The organism is Cytobacillus sp. T106 (genome assembly GCF_040492155.1).
In the GTDB taxonomy this organism is placed as follows: Bacteria; Bacillota; Bacilli; order Bacillales; family Cytobacillaceae; genus Bacillus_AB; species Bacillus_AB infantis.
The window spans coordinates 38848-53283 of record NZ_JBEUMK010000005.1 but is presented as its reverse complement, the minus strand read 5'-3'; the positions used below and the strand labels follow the sequence as shown (position 1 = coordinate 53283).

The 14436-nt window shown below is 47.2% G+C and carries 13 protein-coding genes and 1 other annotated feature; of the genes, 10 read left to right on the top strand and 3 right to left on the bottom strand.

What is annotated here, in order from left to right:
* Positions 1 to 55: 55 nt before the first annotated feature.
* Both serC and ABU165_RS11775 read right to left on the bottom strand, forming a co-directional pair.
* Positions 56 to 1135: a 3-phosphoserine/phosphohydroxythreonine transaminase gene (serC, locus tag ABU165_RS11780; RefSeq protein ID WP_318060263.1), complete on the bottom strand. Its 1080-nt coding sequence runs from the start codon at positions 1133 to 1135 to the stop codon at positions 56 to 58.
* Between the two features lie 290 nt (positions 1136 to 1425).
* Positions 1426 to 1845 carry an HIT family protein gene (locus tag ABU165_RS11775; RefSeq protein ID WP_009793974.1) on the bottom strand — a complete coding sequence of 140 codons (420 nt, stop codon included), beginning with the start codon at positions 1843 to 1845 and terminating at the stop codon, positions 1426 to 1428.
* A gap of 155 nt (positions 1846 to 2000) precedes the next feature.
* Here ABU165_RS11775 and ABU165_RS11770 point away from each other — a divergent pair, with 155 nt between their 5' ends.
* From ABU165_RS11770 to ABU165_RS11755, 4 genes are all read left to right on the top strand, one after another.
* Positions 2001 to 2612, top strand: coding sequence for a zinc dependent phospholipase C family protein (locus tag ABU165_RS11770; protein ID WP_318060207.1), 612 nt, complete (start codon positions 2001 to 2003; stop codon positions 2610 to 2612).
* A gap of 558 nt (positions 2613 to 3170) precedes the next feature.
* Positions 3171 to 3911, top strand: coding sequence for an ABC transporter ATP-binding protein (locus ABU165_RS11765; protein ID WP_094769683.1), 741 nt, complete (start codon positions 3171 to 3173; stop codon positions 3909 to 3911).
* Positions 3904 to 5115 (top strand): ABC transporter permease, encoded by a 1212-nt coding sequence (locus ABU165_RS11760; RefSeq protein ID WP_009793971.1) that lies wholly within the window; start codon positions 3904 to 3906, stop codon positions 5113 to 5115. The genes ABU165_RS11765 and ABU165_RS11760 overlap by 8 nt, the downstream gene beginning before the upstream one ends.
* A 116-nt stretch (positions 5116 to 5231) precedes the next feature.
* Complete coding sequence (locus ABU165_RS11755) at positions 5232 to 5942, top strand: EcsC family protein (RefSeq protein WP_009793970.1); 711 nt, start codon at positions 5232 to 5234, stop codon at positions 5940 to 5942.
* Positions 5943 to 5985: 43 nt separating this feature from the next.
* On the opposite strand, the gene ABU165_RS11750 is transcribed toward ABU165_RS11755, so the two are convergent.
* Positions 5986 to 7185, bottom strand: a complete 1200-nt coding sequence (locus ABU165_RS11750) for a M20 family metallopeptidase (RefSeq protein ID WP_318060208.1) — start codon at positions 7183 to 7185, stop codon at positions 5986 to 5988.
* Between the two features lie 144 nt (positions 7186 to 7329).
* On the opposite strand from ABU165_RS11750, the gene ABU165_RS11745 reads away from it, so the two are divergent.
* The 6 genes from ABU165_RS11745 (at position 7330) to cls (ending at position 14431) form a co-directional block, all read left to right on the top strand.
* Positions 7330 to 7983, top strand: coding sequence for a phosphatase PAP2 family protein (locus ABU165_RS11745; protein WP_318060209.1), 654 nt, complete (start codon positions 7330 to 7332; stop codon positions 7981 to 7983).
* A 16-nt stretch (positions 7984 to 7999) separates the two neighbouring features.
* Complete coding sequence (locus ABU165_RS11740; protein WP_148950107.1) at positions 8000 to 9040, top strand: threonine aldolase family protein; 1041 nt, start codon at positions 8000 to 8002, stop codon at positions 9038 to 9040.
* A gap of 343 nt (positions 9041 to 9383) precedes the next feature.
* Positions 9384 to 9593, top strand: a binding site (T-box leader).
* Positions 9594 to 9736: 143 nt separating this feature from the next.
* On the top strand, positions 9737 to 11167 hold the full coding sequence (gene proS, locus ABU165_RS11735; RefSeq protein ID WP_318060210.1) for a proline--tRNA ligase: 1431 nt from the start codon (positions 9737 to 9739) through the stop codon (positions 11165 to 11167).
* Between the two features lie 143 nt (positions 11168 to 11310).
* Positions 11311 to 12549, top strand: a complete 1239-nt coding sequence (locus ABU165_RS11730) for an ATP-binding protein (protein WP_318060211.1) — start codon at positions 11311 to 11313, stop codon at positions 12547 to 12549.
* 73 nt (positions 12550 to 12622) lie between these two features.
* Positions 12623 to 12778, top strand: a complete 156-nt coding sequence (locus ABU165_RS11725; RefSeq protein WP_009793963.1) for a hypothetical protein — start codon at positions 12623 to 12625, stop codon at positions 12776 to 12778.
* 141 nt (positions 12779 to 12919) lie between these two features.
* Positions 12920 to 14431, top strand: coding sequence for a cardiolipin synthase (cls, locus tag ABU165_RS11720; protein ID WP_318060212.1), 1512 nt, complete (start codon positions 12920 to 12922; stop codon positions 14429 to 14431).
* Positions 14432 to 14436 lie beyond the last annotated feature (5 nt).

Below are 14436 nucleotides of genomic sequence, written 5' to 3'. Positions count from 1 at the left end.
AGTTACTCGTATTATACCACACTATCAATTAAGATGAAACGGAATATGTTTCTGTTCAGTTATTATTTTTGAATTTTCTCATAAAATCAGCTAATTTCTCAGCATGCTCAAGCGGGACGGCGTTATAGATGGATGCCCGGCAGCCGCCGATTGATCTGTGGCCATTCAGTCCCACGAATCCCGCTTCTTTGGCTGCATGGAGAAATTGGCCTGCAGCTTCTTTAGTATGAAGGTTAAATGTGATATTCATTTGAGAGCGGCTGTCCTTTCTGCTGTGCCCCTGATAAAATCCTTCGCTGTCATCGATGCTGCTGTATATCAGCTCTGCTTTCTGTTTGTTCCTTTCAGCGATAGCGGCAAGCCCGCCTTCTTTTTCCACCCACTCGAGCACCAGCATCAGCATATAAATGGCAAGCGTCGGAGGTGTATTATAAAGAGATTGACTCTTGCTGTGGGTGAAATAGTCGAGCATGACGGGAAGGTCCCCGCGCGGTCCTGAAAGCAGGCTTTTTTTCAAAATCACTACAGTTACGCCTGATGGGCCTAAATTCTTTTGGGCCCCGGCATAGATGATATCGAATTTGCTTACATCTATTTCTCTGCTCATGATGTCGCTTGACATATCGGCAGCAAGAGGGACATTTGTTTCAGGAAAATCCTGCCACTGTGTACCGTAAATTGTGTTGTTGCTCGTAAGGTGGAGATATGCAGCGTCTTTCAGGTCAGCCTGGCCTGAAAGCTCTGGTATATAACGGTATGTATCTTCTTTGCTGGATGCAGCTGATGCTGTTTTGCCGATTTTGGCAGCTTCCTTCATGGCTTTTTCAGCCCATGAACCTGTCAGTGCGTAATAGCCTGTTTTGCCCTCTGCCAAAAGATTCATCGGCAGCATGGTAAATTGAAGGCTGGCCCCTCCCTGGAGAAAGAGGACCTCATAATCATCCGGCACACCAAGAAGCCGCCGAAGCAGAGTTTTCGCCCCTTCATGCACCTCCTCATATTCCCGGCTCCTGTGGCTGAGCTCCATCACACCCATTCCTGTTCCATTAAAATTAAGCCAGTTCCGCTGTGCCTCCTCCAGTACAGAAAGAGGGAGGGCGGCCGGACCGGCATTGAAATTCAATGCACGCTTCATCATCTTACCTCCCTATAGTGCTTTAAAGAATAAAAACTTTATTCCATCCTATCAGAAACAGAACGAAAGTAAACAAAAAAGTGGGAATGTTTTAAAAATGATAAAAAGGAATACTTTACAGTTGTTTTATCAGTCTGAATTTTGAGGCACATTTTGAATCAATAGGGTATCAGGTAAGGGGGCCCCCTTAAAAATGAGCAGCCTCGCCAGTGCCTCCTAAAACCGGCCCGGTCCAAAAAAAAATCCGCACTCAGCCAGTTTCAGCTTTAGTACGGATTTTTTTCCTGCTATTACAGATGGCTGCTGATGCCTCCAGCAATCTGCTTCAAATCCTCAGGAGAGTATTCATCCTGGTGGGTTTTCCAGACAGCGCCGAAACCGTCGCCTTTTCCATAGCGCGGGATGAGATGCAGATGAAAATGGAATACCGACTGTCCTGCTGCTTCGCCATTGTTATTCAATGTATTGAGCCCAATCGGGTCAAATTCTTCTTTGATGGCGCTGGCGATGGCAGGAACCGACTCATATAGCCGTGCCGCGATTTCGGGAGTCAGCTCGTAAAGATTTTCTTTATGTACTTTCGGGACGACAAGTGTATGGCCTTTTGTTACCTGACTGATGTCAAGGAAAGCATATACATGTTCATTTTCATAAACTTTCGCTGAGGGAATTTCCCCATTGATGATTTTGCAAAAAATACAATCCTGCATAATGGCACCTGCCCTTTCTTTTTCTCAATATTTTACCATACCAGGGGATGTGAGGAGAAATCATCCGCCAATTTTGCCGGCAAAGGAAAGATTAAAGGAGAATGAGGGAGGATGGCGAACTTACAAAGTACTGTATATATGGAAGGAGAATCAGGGTGGGTTCAAGAATCATGCATCTGCTGGCAGCTGATATGGCTGCTGAAAAATTAAAGATCAGGGATAAGGCTTCCTTTTTGCTCGGAGGGATTGCACCTGATGCTGTTTCGCCAAAGGAGCTTTCGCATTTTTACACAGGGGAGACTGAGGATTTTACTAGGTCGATTGATTATGAAGCTTTCCTTGAAAAGTACCGGCATACAAGCAATCATGCCTATATCCTTGGATATTATGCGCATCTGATTGCCGATGATTTGTGGCTTAAAGGCTTTTATCTGCCATGGCTGAGAAATAGAATGGATCAAGATGAACGGATCTTGAAGCTATACCATGCGGATTTCGGGCTCCTTAATGGGAAGCTGCTTGCTGCTTACGGGAGCAGCAGCCTTGCTGCGTTACTGAATGAGAATAGGGGAATGCCTGATTTGGAGGAAGTGCCGTCCCATGCCGTTAGTGATTTTGTCCCGCATTGCCTTGCTGATATGGAGTACGGTGAGGATGCACTGAATGCGCCGCTAAAGGTGTTCACTTTTGACCAGATTGCAGGTTATGTGGGAACAGCTGCTGAGCTTGCCTGCCTGAAAATCGAACAGGCTGCCGCCCGGCTTTGAGAAGCTGCTGATTTTTTTGCAGACCAGATGCAGGTTTGCGGGCCAAACATCACAAAGAAAGCAGGACCCGGTGCGGATCCTGCTCCTTCTGAAGGGGAAATCACTTCGCTGAAACGTTCTATTACAGGTTATTCTCTGCGACAAACACCTCATTTTTTAAAATGGTCAGTGCTTAGTGAGAGATCTGATCCTTGTTCAAGCGTACCATCCCCTTGTTTCTTTATAGGTTTCACAACTTATAAAGCCGGCTGATGGGTCTTTGATAAACACCTCATTCCAGAAGAATGTCATGTGTTCCAAGTATCTGGTTAATTGGCACTCCTGTGCAATGCAACCATCCCCTTATAGCAACGCTGGAAGCTTATATTGAATGAAATTGGTCTTTGACAGACACCTCATTTCAATTGATGAAAATCATCTTTCCCCTTCATAGATTAGAATGCCCATTGAAAGAGGGGATATGCATCCGGATTTAAATTTGTCTCTGCTTCAATCTTTTGCTGGCGCAGCCATTTTGTTAAACTAGAAGCATCACAATAGATGGAAGGGCGTTTTGGAATGTCTTTGTTGAATATTAGCAATATAACAGGAGGCTATACGAGGAATCCTGTTCTGAAGGATGTTTCCTTCACTGTGAATGCAAATGAAATCGTCGGCCTGATTGGATTGAATGGAGCAGGCAAAAGTACGACAATCAAGCATGTTATCGGGCTGATGGAGCCGCATTCCGGGGAAATCACAATCAATGGATCTCCTTTTCACAAGGATAAGGAGGCATACAGAAGAAAATTCGCGTTTGTCCCCGAAACCCCGATCCTTTATGATGAACTGACGCTTGAGGAGCATCTGAGAATGACAGCGATGGCTTATGGCCTCGAAGAGAAAGAATATCAGGAAAGAATGAAGGGCCTTCTGAAGGAATTCCGGATGGAGAAGCGGCTGAAATGGTTCCCGGCCCATTTTTCAAAGGGGATGAAGCAAAAGGTCATGATCATGTGTGCTTTCCTGGTGCAGCCATCACTTTACATAGTTGATGAACCATTTGTCGGGCTGGACCCGCTCGGCATCCAATCGCTTCTTGATCTTATGAAGAAGATGAAAGAGGAAGGGGCGGGCATATTGATGTCGACCCATATCCTGGCTACAGCGGAGCGGTATTGCGACCGTTTTGTCATTCTCCACGAGGGCAAGGTGAGGGCTGCAGGCACACTTTCTGAGCTGCAGCAGCAATTCTCCATGCCAGGCGCGACACTTGATGATCTATATATACAGCTGACAAAGGAAGAAGATTATGTTTGAAGAGGGAAAACTTTGGAAGAACAGATTCGGGGATGGGCTCAAAGAATTGAGCCGCTATCTCCGGTATATATTGAACGGGCATATTGTCATTGTGCTCGTATTTCTATTCGGGATGGCGGCCTTTTATTATCAGGAATGGCTTAAAGGCGTCCCGGAAGATTTTCCTGCGGCTGCGATCATGGCTGTCCTGCTGGGGGTATTGCTGACATACAGCCCTGTTTATACTTTCTTGACTGAAGCAGATAAAATCTTCCTGTTGCCTGTAGAAAACAGGCTGTCAGGCTATTTTCGCAGGTCGCTGGGTGTCAGCTGGGCCGTGCAGGCCTATCTTCTGCTGATGGGCCTCGGCATATTCATGCCAATGTACGCAGTCGTAAACGGGGGAAGCTTTGAGCCGTTTCTCTTCTTTCTGATAGGCTCACTCGCTGTTAAGCTGCTGAATCTTCTGATCCGCTGGCATGTCCAATATTATGTGGAAAAAAATACAAAGATGATCGATTCTGTTATCAGGTATTGCCTCAATGCAGCTTTTCTTTATCTTTTATTTTCAAATGCCGGCATCCTGTTCCTGCTCCCAGTACCGGCAGTCCTGCTGGTACTATGGCTGTATTTCAGGAAACAGACCGAACCAAAGGGCCTGAAATGGGAATATCTTATTGAACAGGAAGAAAGAAGGATGACATCCTTTTACCGCCTGGCCAATCTGTTTACAGATGTGCCGAAGCTTAAAGATAGAGTGAAGCGGCGCAAATGGCTGGACTGGCTGGCAAACAGGATCCCATATGGGCAGGATAAGCTGCATGCGCATTTATATATGAGGACCTTCATCCGCTCAGGTGATTATTTCGGCCTGTTCATCAGGCTGACAGTAATAGGGGGAGCGGCGCTTTATTTGATATCATTCGGGATGGGGCAGATCCTCCTTGTGCTGTTATTCCTTTATCTGACGGGGTTTCAGCTGCTGCCGCTCAGGAACCATCATGAGAACAAGCTCTGGATCCAGCTTTACCCTCTGAAGGAAGAGTGGCGGGAAAAAGCCTTTACTTCACTTCTCTCAGCTGTCCTTTATCTGCAGACCATCATTCTTTCCCTGGTTGTGCTGCTGAAGGGGGACGGGCTGGCCGCGCTTGCCAGTGCGGCAGCTGGTGCCGTGTTTTCGTGGGTATTTGCGAATATTTACAGCAGAAGGAAATTGAAGAACTGATTAGAAGCCTCCGTTATTTAAATGGAGGCTTTTTGCAGCGCCTGAAACCTTTCCGGAAGAAAAACGTAGTATTAAGCACAAACTAAAAGCTGAACGAGAGGAAAGGGTGCAGCCGAATGAATGAGTATGAACAGATGGTTTCACGGGAGCTGGAGGAGTGGAAGAGGAAGCTGCTGAAGCGTTCCGGAATGCTTAACCGTCTTTCAAAGAAGGCGCAGACAAAAATCAACAGCTATATCCCGGAGAAAGCACATGCCGTCATTACCGAGGGAATCAAGAATATGGTAAAAGCAACCTTGGCAGGCTCTAATCTGACTACCAGGAAAAGGCTCGATGCCGGGCTGCGCCTTGAGGAAATGGACGGAAAATTGGCTGAAAAGCTGGCTGCATACCGTAAGACTGCAACCATTGAAGGAGCCGGCACAGGCGCAGGCGGCATCCTATTAGGGCTTGCCGACTTCCCGCTGCTGCTTTCAATCAAAATGAAATTCCTTTTTGAAGCTTCAGCCATTTATGGCTATGATCCCGGAGAATATGAGGAGCGCCTTTTTATCCTGCATGTGTTTCAGCTTGCGTTTTCAAGTGATGAGAAAAGGCGGGAAACATTGGCTGTCATTGAGAATTGGGATGAGAAAGTGAAAGAGCTGAAGGATATGGAATGGCGCGGGTTCCAGCAGGAGTACCGTGATTATATAGACTTTGCCAAAATGCTGCAGCTGCTCCCGGGCATAGGGGCGGTTGCGGGGGCTTATGCGAATTATAATCTGCTTGACCAGCTGGGAGAGACAGCAAGGAATGCCTACAGGCTCCGGTTTCTAAAAAAATAAAGGAAAAAAAGCATCCTCCGAATCATCGGCGGATGCTTTTTGCTTATACGGTGACGTTTTCCTGAAACTCGACTTTGTGGTATTGCAGTGCCGCAGAACCTAGTGTCTTTGCAGCAATCAGCATTGCCTTTTCATCAATATCGAATCTTGGATGATGGTGCGGGTATGCAGCATCATCGCTGAGAGGCTTCGCTCCTGTGAAGAAGAATGTGCCTTTTACATGCTGAAGATAATAGGCAAAATCCTCGCCGCCCATTTCCGGTGCTGTTTCAACGACTTCCTTGACCTCAGGAATCGATCTCGCGCACTCGGCTAGGAAGTTGGTTTCTGCTTCATGGTTGATGACAGCCGGATAGCCGCGGTGATAAGTATAGCTGTATGTGCTGTCAGCAGTATAGCAGGTTCCTTTCACGACTCTTTCCAATTCTTCTTCAATATCGTTCCGCACCTGCTCGCTGAAGGTGCGCACTGTGCCTTCCAATTTAGCTTTATCGGCAATGACATTGAAGGCATTTTGGGCCGTGAATGATCCGACAGTAACAACGGCTGAGTCAATTGGATCGACCTTCCGGCTGACGATCTGCTGGAGGTTGACGACAAGCTGGGAGGCTGTCACAATGGCATCCTTCGTTTTATGAGGCTGCGCTCCGTGTCCGCCCTTTCCTTGTACAGTGATTTCAAAGCGGTCGGCTGCAGCCATGAAAGGACCGGTCCGGTACTGGATCTTTCCTGTCGGTTCGGAAGCCCATAAGTGGGTGCCGAAAATGGCGTCCACTCCTTCAAGGCAGCCATCCTTGATCATGGAAACAGCGCCGCCCGGTGCATATTCTTCCGCATGCTGGTGGATCAGGACATACGTCCCTTCCAATTCGGAGCGCAGCTCGTGAAGGACCTTTGCAAGCACAAGCAGTGTTGCAGTATGGCCATCATGGCCGCAGGCATGCATGACGCCCGGGACGAGCGATTTATAAGGAACATCTTTTTCATCCTGGATTGGAAGCGCGTCAAAATCGGCACGGAGGGCAATCGTCTTCCCTGGCTTCTCTCCGTAAACCTTGGCTACGACTCCATTCCCGCCGACATTTCCTTTTACTTCGATTCCCAGCTTTTCATAATATTCTTTTATGTATTTTGCTGTATTTTCTTCCTGAAAGGAAAGTTCAGGATGCTGATGGAGATAGCGGCGGATCGCTGCCATTTCTTCATAATAGTCTTCAAGTCTGCTGAATAATGAACTGATCATAATAACTCTCCTTTGTGTTTTAATTTTTACTGTTTCGAAAATTATAACATTATTTTTATAAATTGCAGGATAATAAGCCTTCAAATTTGAAAAACTTTAGAATAATATTCTAAGAGTGTATGAAAAAGAAGCTGGGGAGATGGTATGGGTTTGCAGTTAAAACAATCAAAAGCAGCGCTGGCAGCTGTTATAATGGCAGTGGCTGCAGCAGTGCTGATAGGCTATTCAGTATCAGGGGGAGAATCTTTATGGTTTGACAGAGCTGTCTCATCTGCTGTCACAGGGATTTTTTCGGCCTCTTCCTATCCGCTGTTTGAATTTTTCACCTGGTTTGGCGACAAGCAGGGCATCGGTTTGGCAGCGCTTATAGTTCTTGCTTGGCTGTGGTTCAAGAAGAGAGACTATCTGGGCATGGCAGTCCTTGTGTTTGCCGTTGCACTCGGGAACGAGGCCAGCAAGCGGCTGAAGGAGCTGTTCGGCAGAGAGAGGCCGGAGCTGGAGCATATCACTGAGGTGAATAGTCTCAGTTTCCCGAGCGGTCATGCGATGGTAGGGGGCATTTTATATATGCTGACAGCCTATTTTGTCATAAAGGAATTAAAGTCTGCGGGAGCCAGGATGATGGCGGCAGCTGCGTTTGCCCTATGGATCCTTTTGATCGGGATCAGCCGCATTGTCCTTCAGGTCCACTATCCGACCGATGTTGCGGGAGGGTATGCTTTTGCTTTTATTTGGGTTTACATATGGGTTATATTCTATGTATTTATGAACAGCATCTTTGGCAGGAAAGTGAATTAAGACAGGAGGAATAAGGATGATAGATTTAAGAAGCGATACAGTGACAAAGCCGACAGAAGAAATGAGGAAGGCTGCTTACGAAGCAGAAGTCGGGGATGATGTCTACGCGGAAGATCCCTCCATCATCAAGCTTGAAGAGTCCGCAGCAGACACACTCGGGAAGGAAGCAGCCCTGCTTGTGACAAGCGGTACGCAGGGAAACCAGGCGGCCATTCTGACGCATACAAGACCAGGGAACGAAATTCTCCTAGAGGCAGAGTCCCATATTTTCTATTACGAATCAGGAGCCGCTTCTGCTTTTGCCGGTGTCCAGACAAGAACGATTGCAGGAAAACGGGGGGAAATGGATCCCGGCGCAATAGAAGCTGCCATACGGGGGAAAGATCAGCATTTTCCCGAAACCGGCCTGATTTGTCTGGAAAATACACATAATCGTGCTGGAGGGGCTGTTGTGTCTGTGGAAAATATGGAGGCTATCCATGCAATTGCCCGCAGGCATAATATTCCTGTCCATATGGATGGAGCAAGGCTGTTCAATGCCGCAGCCGCACTTGAGAGGCCGGTCACTGATTTCACCCGGCATGCTGATACAGTCCAGGTATGCTTGTCCAAGGGGCTTGGAGCACCAGTCGGGTCAATCCTTGCCGGAAGCAGGGAATTTATCCAGTCTGCCCGCATCTGGAGGAAAAGACTTGGGGGAGGCATGAGGCAGGCAGGCATCATCGCGGCACCAGGGCTGATTGCACTGACGCAGATGAGGCACAGGCTTCACGAAGACCATGAGAACGCCCGGAAGCTTGCTGAGGGGATTCAAAATATAAAAGGCATTACTGTCGTCAACCAGGTAGATACAAATATCATAGTTGCAGACGTAAAGGAACTGGGCCTGAGCTCAGAGCAGTTTGTAGAAAGGCTGGAGAAGGAAGGAGTTCGCGCAGTTACTTTCGGGCCGTCTTCGGTGAGGTTCACCACTCATTTCGATGTGTCTGCCAGTGATATAGAAAAGGCGCTGGATGCTGTCAGCAGGACGGCAGCAGGGCATGTGTCTGCGCTGTAAAATTTGAATTAGCATCAGGACCGGTGTTCTCTGATTAGGGAGGGCACCGGTTTTCAGTGTTGATTTTGGAATTTATTGTAAGGAGGAAAATTATAAAGTTTTTAGGGAGAATCATTGAGATTTTAGGTAAAATCTTTCGAATTTTATGTAGAATAAAGCAGAATTCAGGCAGAATGACTATATTCGCCGGTTGATAAAACAGTAATTCATATAGAATCGCCTCTTCTTCACAAAATTCATGCTGAATTCCTCCTAATCTATCCCAGCAAAACCAAAACAGCTGAAATCTAATAAAATACAGGTTTGACATCATACATTTCACTGTATATAATACTGAAAAATAACTGAAACGATGAAGGGGATCAGTAAACAGTCTATGTCTATCCAAGAGAGGGAGCCGGCGGTGGGAGGCTTCTATAGACAGCTGCCGAACCTGCCCCGGAGTTCGCTGCCGGATACTTGAAGGCAGCAGCGGCACATGCCGTTATCATGAAGAGAGTATAAAGCCTTGCTTTATAAATTAGGGTGGTACCGCCATGATCTGGTCCCTATTTTATAAATCGGGGCTTTTTTATTTTTCCAGCAGAATGCCGGCGCTTCTGCACTCTTCAAGAAGCTTCTGCAGCTCTTTCCCTGGCCGGGATGAGAGCTGATGCGTTTATCGTTTCACACTTAATCAGAATATGGGGTGCAATCATGGCAAAGGAATTTGTAAAAGAAATTACGGCAATGGAAGAGGATTTTGCCCAATGGTATACAGATGTGGTGACCAAGGCGGATTTGATCGATTATTCAAGTGTCAGGGGATCAATGATCATCCGACCATACGGATATTCTTTGTGGGACAATATAAAAAACGAGCTGGACAGAAGGATCAAGGAAACAGGGCATGAAAATGTTTATATGCCATTGTTCATTCCTGAAAGCCTCCTCCAGAAAGAAAAGGACCATATCGAGGGATTTGCGCCAGAGGTGGCATGGGTGACCCATGGCGGATCAGAAGAGCTGGCAGAACGGCTAGTCGTCAGGCCGACCTCAGAGGTCCTTTTTTGCGAACATTATAAAAATATCATCCATTCTTACAGGGACCTGCCTAAGCTGTACAATCAATGGGCCAATGTGGTCAGATGGGAAAAAACGACCCGGCCTTTCCTTAGGACGCTTGAGTTCCTGTGGCAGGAAGGGCATACATGCCATGCAACAGACGAGGATGCGCACGAAGAAACGACAAAGATGCTCGATGTCTATGCAGATCTGTGTGAAAACGTCCTGGCCATACCGGTCCTTAAGGGCAGGAAAACAGAGAAAGAAAAATTCGCCGGCGCAAAATTCACCTACACAATTGAGAGCCTGATGCATGACGGAAAAGCACTCCAGACAGGAACCTCACACCATTTGGGGGACGGTTTTGCCAAGGCATTCGGCATCCAGTATTCGGACAGAGAAGGGGAACTTCAGCATGTGCATCAGACGTCGTGGGGGCTTACGACTAGAGTGATCGGCGCCATGATTATGGTCCACGGCGATAACAGGGGCCTGATCATCCCGCCGCGGATTGCGCCAACCCAGCTTATGATCGTCCCTGTGGCACAGCATAAAGAAGGGGTTCTTGATTTCTGCTATGAGCTGAAAGAGAAACTCGGCAAGAGTTTCAGGGTCGGAATTGACAGCAGCGACAAAAAGCCTGGCTGGAAGTTCAATGAGTACGAAATGAAAGGAATCCCGCTCAGGCTTGAGGCCGGCCCGAAGGATATCGAGAATAATCAGGTCGTGCTTGTCCGCAGGGATACAGGCGAAAAGCTGTTTGTCCAGGCTGAAGGGGCAGAGCAGGCAATCGCCGGGCTGCTGGAAGATATCCAGTCAGGCTTGCTGGAAAAAGCGCGGGACCTACGCGAACAAAAAACAGAGAATGCTGCAGGCATGGGTGAGTTCAAGCAGGCATTGAAGGATAATCAGGGGTTTATTAAAGCAATGTGGTGCGGCAGGAGGGAATGTGAAGACAGAATTAAGGAGGAGACCGGTGCAACCTCCCGCTGCATTCCTTTTGAACAGGAGCATATATCCGATGTTTGTGTCTGCTGCGGCAATAAGGCAGAAGAGCTCGTTTATTGGGCAAAAGCTTATTAACGGGGCTTTGCAGGAAAGTTATTTGAAAACCATTTAATATTTTTTCTGCCGGGAAGGAATTTTGGCCCGGAAAAAGAATGTATGGACTAAGGCAGTGAAAGCTTCGCCGACAACATTAAATCCACCAAAGAGGATTGTTATAAATGAAGAGAACGGGCCAATTCGCTTTAGTCAGTATTTCTATTTTATTCACTTTAACGCAAGCCTTCATTTTCGATGACCCCTGGCATAAGGAAATTGTTGATTTCACCATTGCCACTATTATTGCCTGGTTTGTAGGCTGGCAATATGACAAATTGAAATATCTTACAGGGAAAGCGAAAGAGAACGAAGCATTTTACAGGCAGCTGATCGAAACGATGCCGGAGCCTGTCATCATCCAGGATTATGACAAAATTGTCTATGCAAACAAAGCGGCTGAGAAGATGGTGGCTGCTGAAAGCAAAGAGGAATTGGTCGGCAGGTCAGTATTTGATTTTATGGAAGCGCCGGATGCCGCCAAATACAAGAAGATACTTGATGTAACATATAAAGAAAAACTTCCGGCAGGCCGGAGGGAACAGAAAATTACCAGGCTTGACGGCAAAAAGATTTATTTTGAAGTGTCCACCTTATTTACAAGCTTTCAGGGCAGGAAGGCAGTGCTTTCAATCGGCCAGGATGTTACGGTTAAAAAAGAGCAGGCAGACCTGCTTCTGCAAAAGTCAGAGAAGCTGGCGCTTGTCGGGCAGATGGCCGCTGGGATTGCCCATGAAATCCGCAATCCTCTGACAAGCATTAAAGGATTCATCCAGCTGCTGAAGGCGGAGGGAAATCGGGAGTATGCCGATATTGCCATCTCAGAGCTGGACCGGATCAATCTGATTGTTGGAGAGTTCCTTGTCCTCGCAAAACCTGCGGCTGCGGTATACAGGGTATGCGATCTTAAGAAGCTGATTCAGGAAGTGGTTGTACTGATTCAGCCGCAATGCCTGATCCATAATGTCCAGATAATCACCGGGCTTGATCTGGATGAATCGGAGATATGGTGTGAGGAGAATCAGCTGAAGCAGGTATTTATCAATATGATAAAAAATTCTGCTGAAGCCATGCCGGATGGCGGAACCATCACGATCAAGGCATCGGACAGGAAGGATGGGCATGTGGCTGTCATGATCAAAGACGAAGGGACAGGCATCCCTCCAGAGCGGATCAACACACTTGGCGAGCCTTTTTATACAACAAAAGAAAAGGGGACGGGCCTTGGCCTGATGACCAGCTTTAAAATCATCGAAAATCACAGCGGGCTCGTCAAAGTCAGCAGCGAGGTCAATAAAGGGACGGTTTTTGAAATTATACTCCCGAAAACCCAGACGGAAGCAAAGGGACATTCATTTAACTGATGCTGATCAAATAGGCGTTTCCCAAGCCTCTATTCGGGAATAAGGATAAAAACACCGTTAGGAGGGACAGCTCATGCCTGAAAATAACAAGGATGGCCAGAACCAGGAAAGCCTGCTTGAATATGAACGAAAGCAGCATTCCGGCGGGGAAGCGCCTGACAAGCTTAAAGAGGGAAGGAAGCCTGACCAGCAGAACAGGCTGAAAGACCAGGAGAATATGAGAAAATAGTTCGGGAGAATAAAGCAAGCGGGCATGCCACTGGGCACAGCCCGTTTTTTTATGTACCTGGTGCAGACCAAGCCAGGTTTCCCTCTCAAGGCACAAAGGGTATACAAAAGGAAACTTTCTATAGACATGGAGAATGATCGTATGAAAAAACAGAGAATAGAATTTGTCTTTTTGCTTATGTTGGCTGCTTCCCTGTATGTCCTGTTCTTTACCGGTGCAGGCTACTTCTGGAAGCTCGCCTGCGCAGGGCTGTATGCTTTTATTATACTGGTGAGCATCTACTCGCTGATTCTTGAAAACCGCACTTCCCACCATACGCTCCTCTGGATTTATGTTCTGATCTTCATTCCGGTGGCAGGCTATATGTTCTACTTATATTCAGGGCAGCTTTATCTGAAAGGTTATCTTTTCCGCACCAAAAGGAGCAATGACAGAGAGCAGTGGAAAAGGATGATGAAGCGGAAAGATTCACCGGACCTTACATTTCTGCAGGATAACCAGCAGAACTTTGCCAGGTTTGCTGCGAATGCCAGCATGACCCCCATCAGCACCTCATCCAGGGCTGAGATGCTGAAAAATGGCGAAGAAACGTTTGAAGAGCTGAAGGCAAGGCTGAAGAAAGCAAAAAAATTCATCCATATACAATACTATATCTTCCGCTCGGATAGGCTCGGCAAAGAGATCATTGATATCCTCATTGAGAAGGCTGAAGCAGGAGTCGAGGTCCTTTTCATGTATGACGCTGCCGGCAGCATGAAGATGGCTGTGAATGAAATTAAAAGGATGGAGGAAGCGGGCATCAAGGTTCATTGCTTCCTGCCTTTGAAATTCGGCTTCTTCAATCAGAAAATCAATTTCAGGAACCATCGAAAAATCGTCGTGATCGACGGGGAGACCGGCTTTGTCGGCGGGCTCAATGTCGGGATTGAATATCTCGGCGAGGATGAAGCGATGGGGTTCTGGCGCGACACCCATATGGTGCTGGAAGGTGAGGCCGTATACACACTGCATACAGTCTTCCTTCTGGACTGGGAGTATGTCAGCCGGGAACAGGTCCTTGACAAATATTCGGTCAGTGATAGGCCAGCCGATGAGGATGAAATCAATGGGGCGATACAGGTGGTTGCCAGCGGGCCTGATACACAGCAGGGAATCATGGGAGATTTCTTTTATTCGATGATCACCAGTGCAGAAAGGTCGATTTGGATTGCCACGCCTTATTTCGTCCCGAACGAAGCTATCAGGACTGCGCTGCGGGTGGCTGCAGCAAAAGGGGTGGAGGTAAGGATCATGGTTCCGGAAAAGAATGACAGCTTTCTCACCCAGTATGCAAGCAGGTCCTATTTTTCCGAGCTGCTTAAATATGGAGTTGAAGTCTACTCTTACCAAAAAGGCTTTCTCCATCAGAAAATCATCATCGCAGATGGAAATATGGCTTCTGTGGGAACAGCGAATATGGATATGAGAAGCTTTCACCTGAATTTCGAGGTCAATGTCTTCCTGCTTGGCTGCAGCTCAATCAGGGATCTGTCAGCGCATTTCGAAGAAGATATGAGGGATAGTGTACGGATAACACCTGTACAATATTATAAACGCGGACTCTGGGAGAGGACGAAAGAGTCCTTCTCCAGACTGTTTTCCGGAGTGCTCTAATCCAT

What these genes read in the sequence shown, in the direction of transcription:
- serC (WP_318060263.1), bottom strand. Translation starts at nt 1,135, where the DNA reads ATGAAGCGTGCATTGAATTTCAATGCCGGTCCGGCCGCCCTCCCTCTT.
- ABU165_RS11775 (WP_009793974.1), bottom strand. Translation starts at nt 1,845, where the DNA reads ATGCAGGATTGTATTTTTTGCAAAATCATCAATGGGGAAATTCCCTCA.
- ABU165_RS11765 (WP_094769683.1), top strand. Translation starts at nt 3,171, where the DNA reads ATGTCTTTGTTGAATATTAGCAATATAACAGGAGGCTATACGAGGAAT.
- ABU165_RS11760 (WP_009793971.1), top strand. Translation starts at nt 3,904, where the DNA reads ATGTTTGAAGAGGGAAAACTTTGGAAGAACAGATTCGGGGATGGGCTC.
- ABU165_RS11755 (WP_009793970.1), top strand. Translation starts at nt 5,232, where the DNA reads ATGAATGAGTATGAACAGATGGTTTCACGGGAGCTGGAGGAGTGGAAG.
- ABU165_RS11750 (WP_318060208.1), bottom strand. Translation starts at nt 7,185, where the DNA reads ATGATCAGTTCATTATTCAGCAGACTTGAAGACTATTATGAAGAAATG.
- ABU165_RS11745 (WP_318060209.1), top strand. Translation starts at nt 7,330, where the DNA reads ATGGGTTTGCAGTTAAAACAATCAAAAGCAGCGCTGGCAGCTGTTATA.
- ABU165_RS11740 (WP_148950107.1), top strand. Translation starts at nt 8,000, where the DNA reads ATGATAGATTTAAGAAGCGATACAGTGACAAAGCCGACAGAAGAAATG.
- proS (WP_318060210.1), top strand. Translation starts at nt 9,737, where the DNA reads ATGGCAAAGGAATTTGTAAAAGAAATTACGGCAATGGAAGAGGATTTT.
- ABU165_RS11730 (WP_318060211.1), top strand. Translation starts at nt 11,311, where the DNA reads ATGAAGAGAACGGGCCAATTCGCTTTAGTCAGTATTTCTATTTTATTC.
- ABU165_RS11725 (WP_009793963.1), top strand. Translation starts at nt 12,623, where the DNA reads ATGCCTGAAAATAACAAGGATGGCCAGAACCAGGAAAGCCTGCTTGAA.
- cls (WP_318060212.1), top strand. Translation starts at nt 12,920, where the DNA reads ATGAAAAAACAGAGAATAGAATTTGTCTTTTTGCTTATGTTGGCTGCT.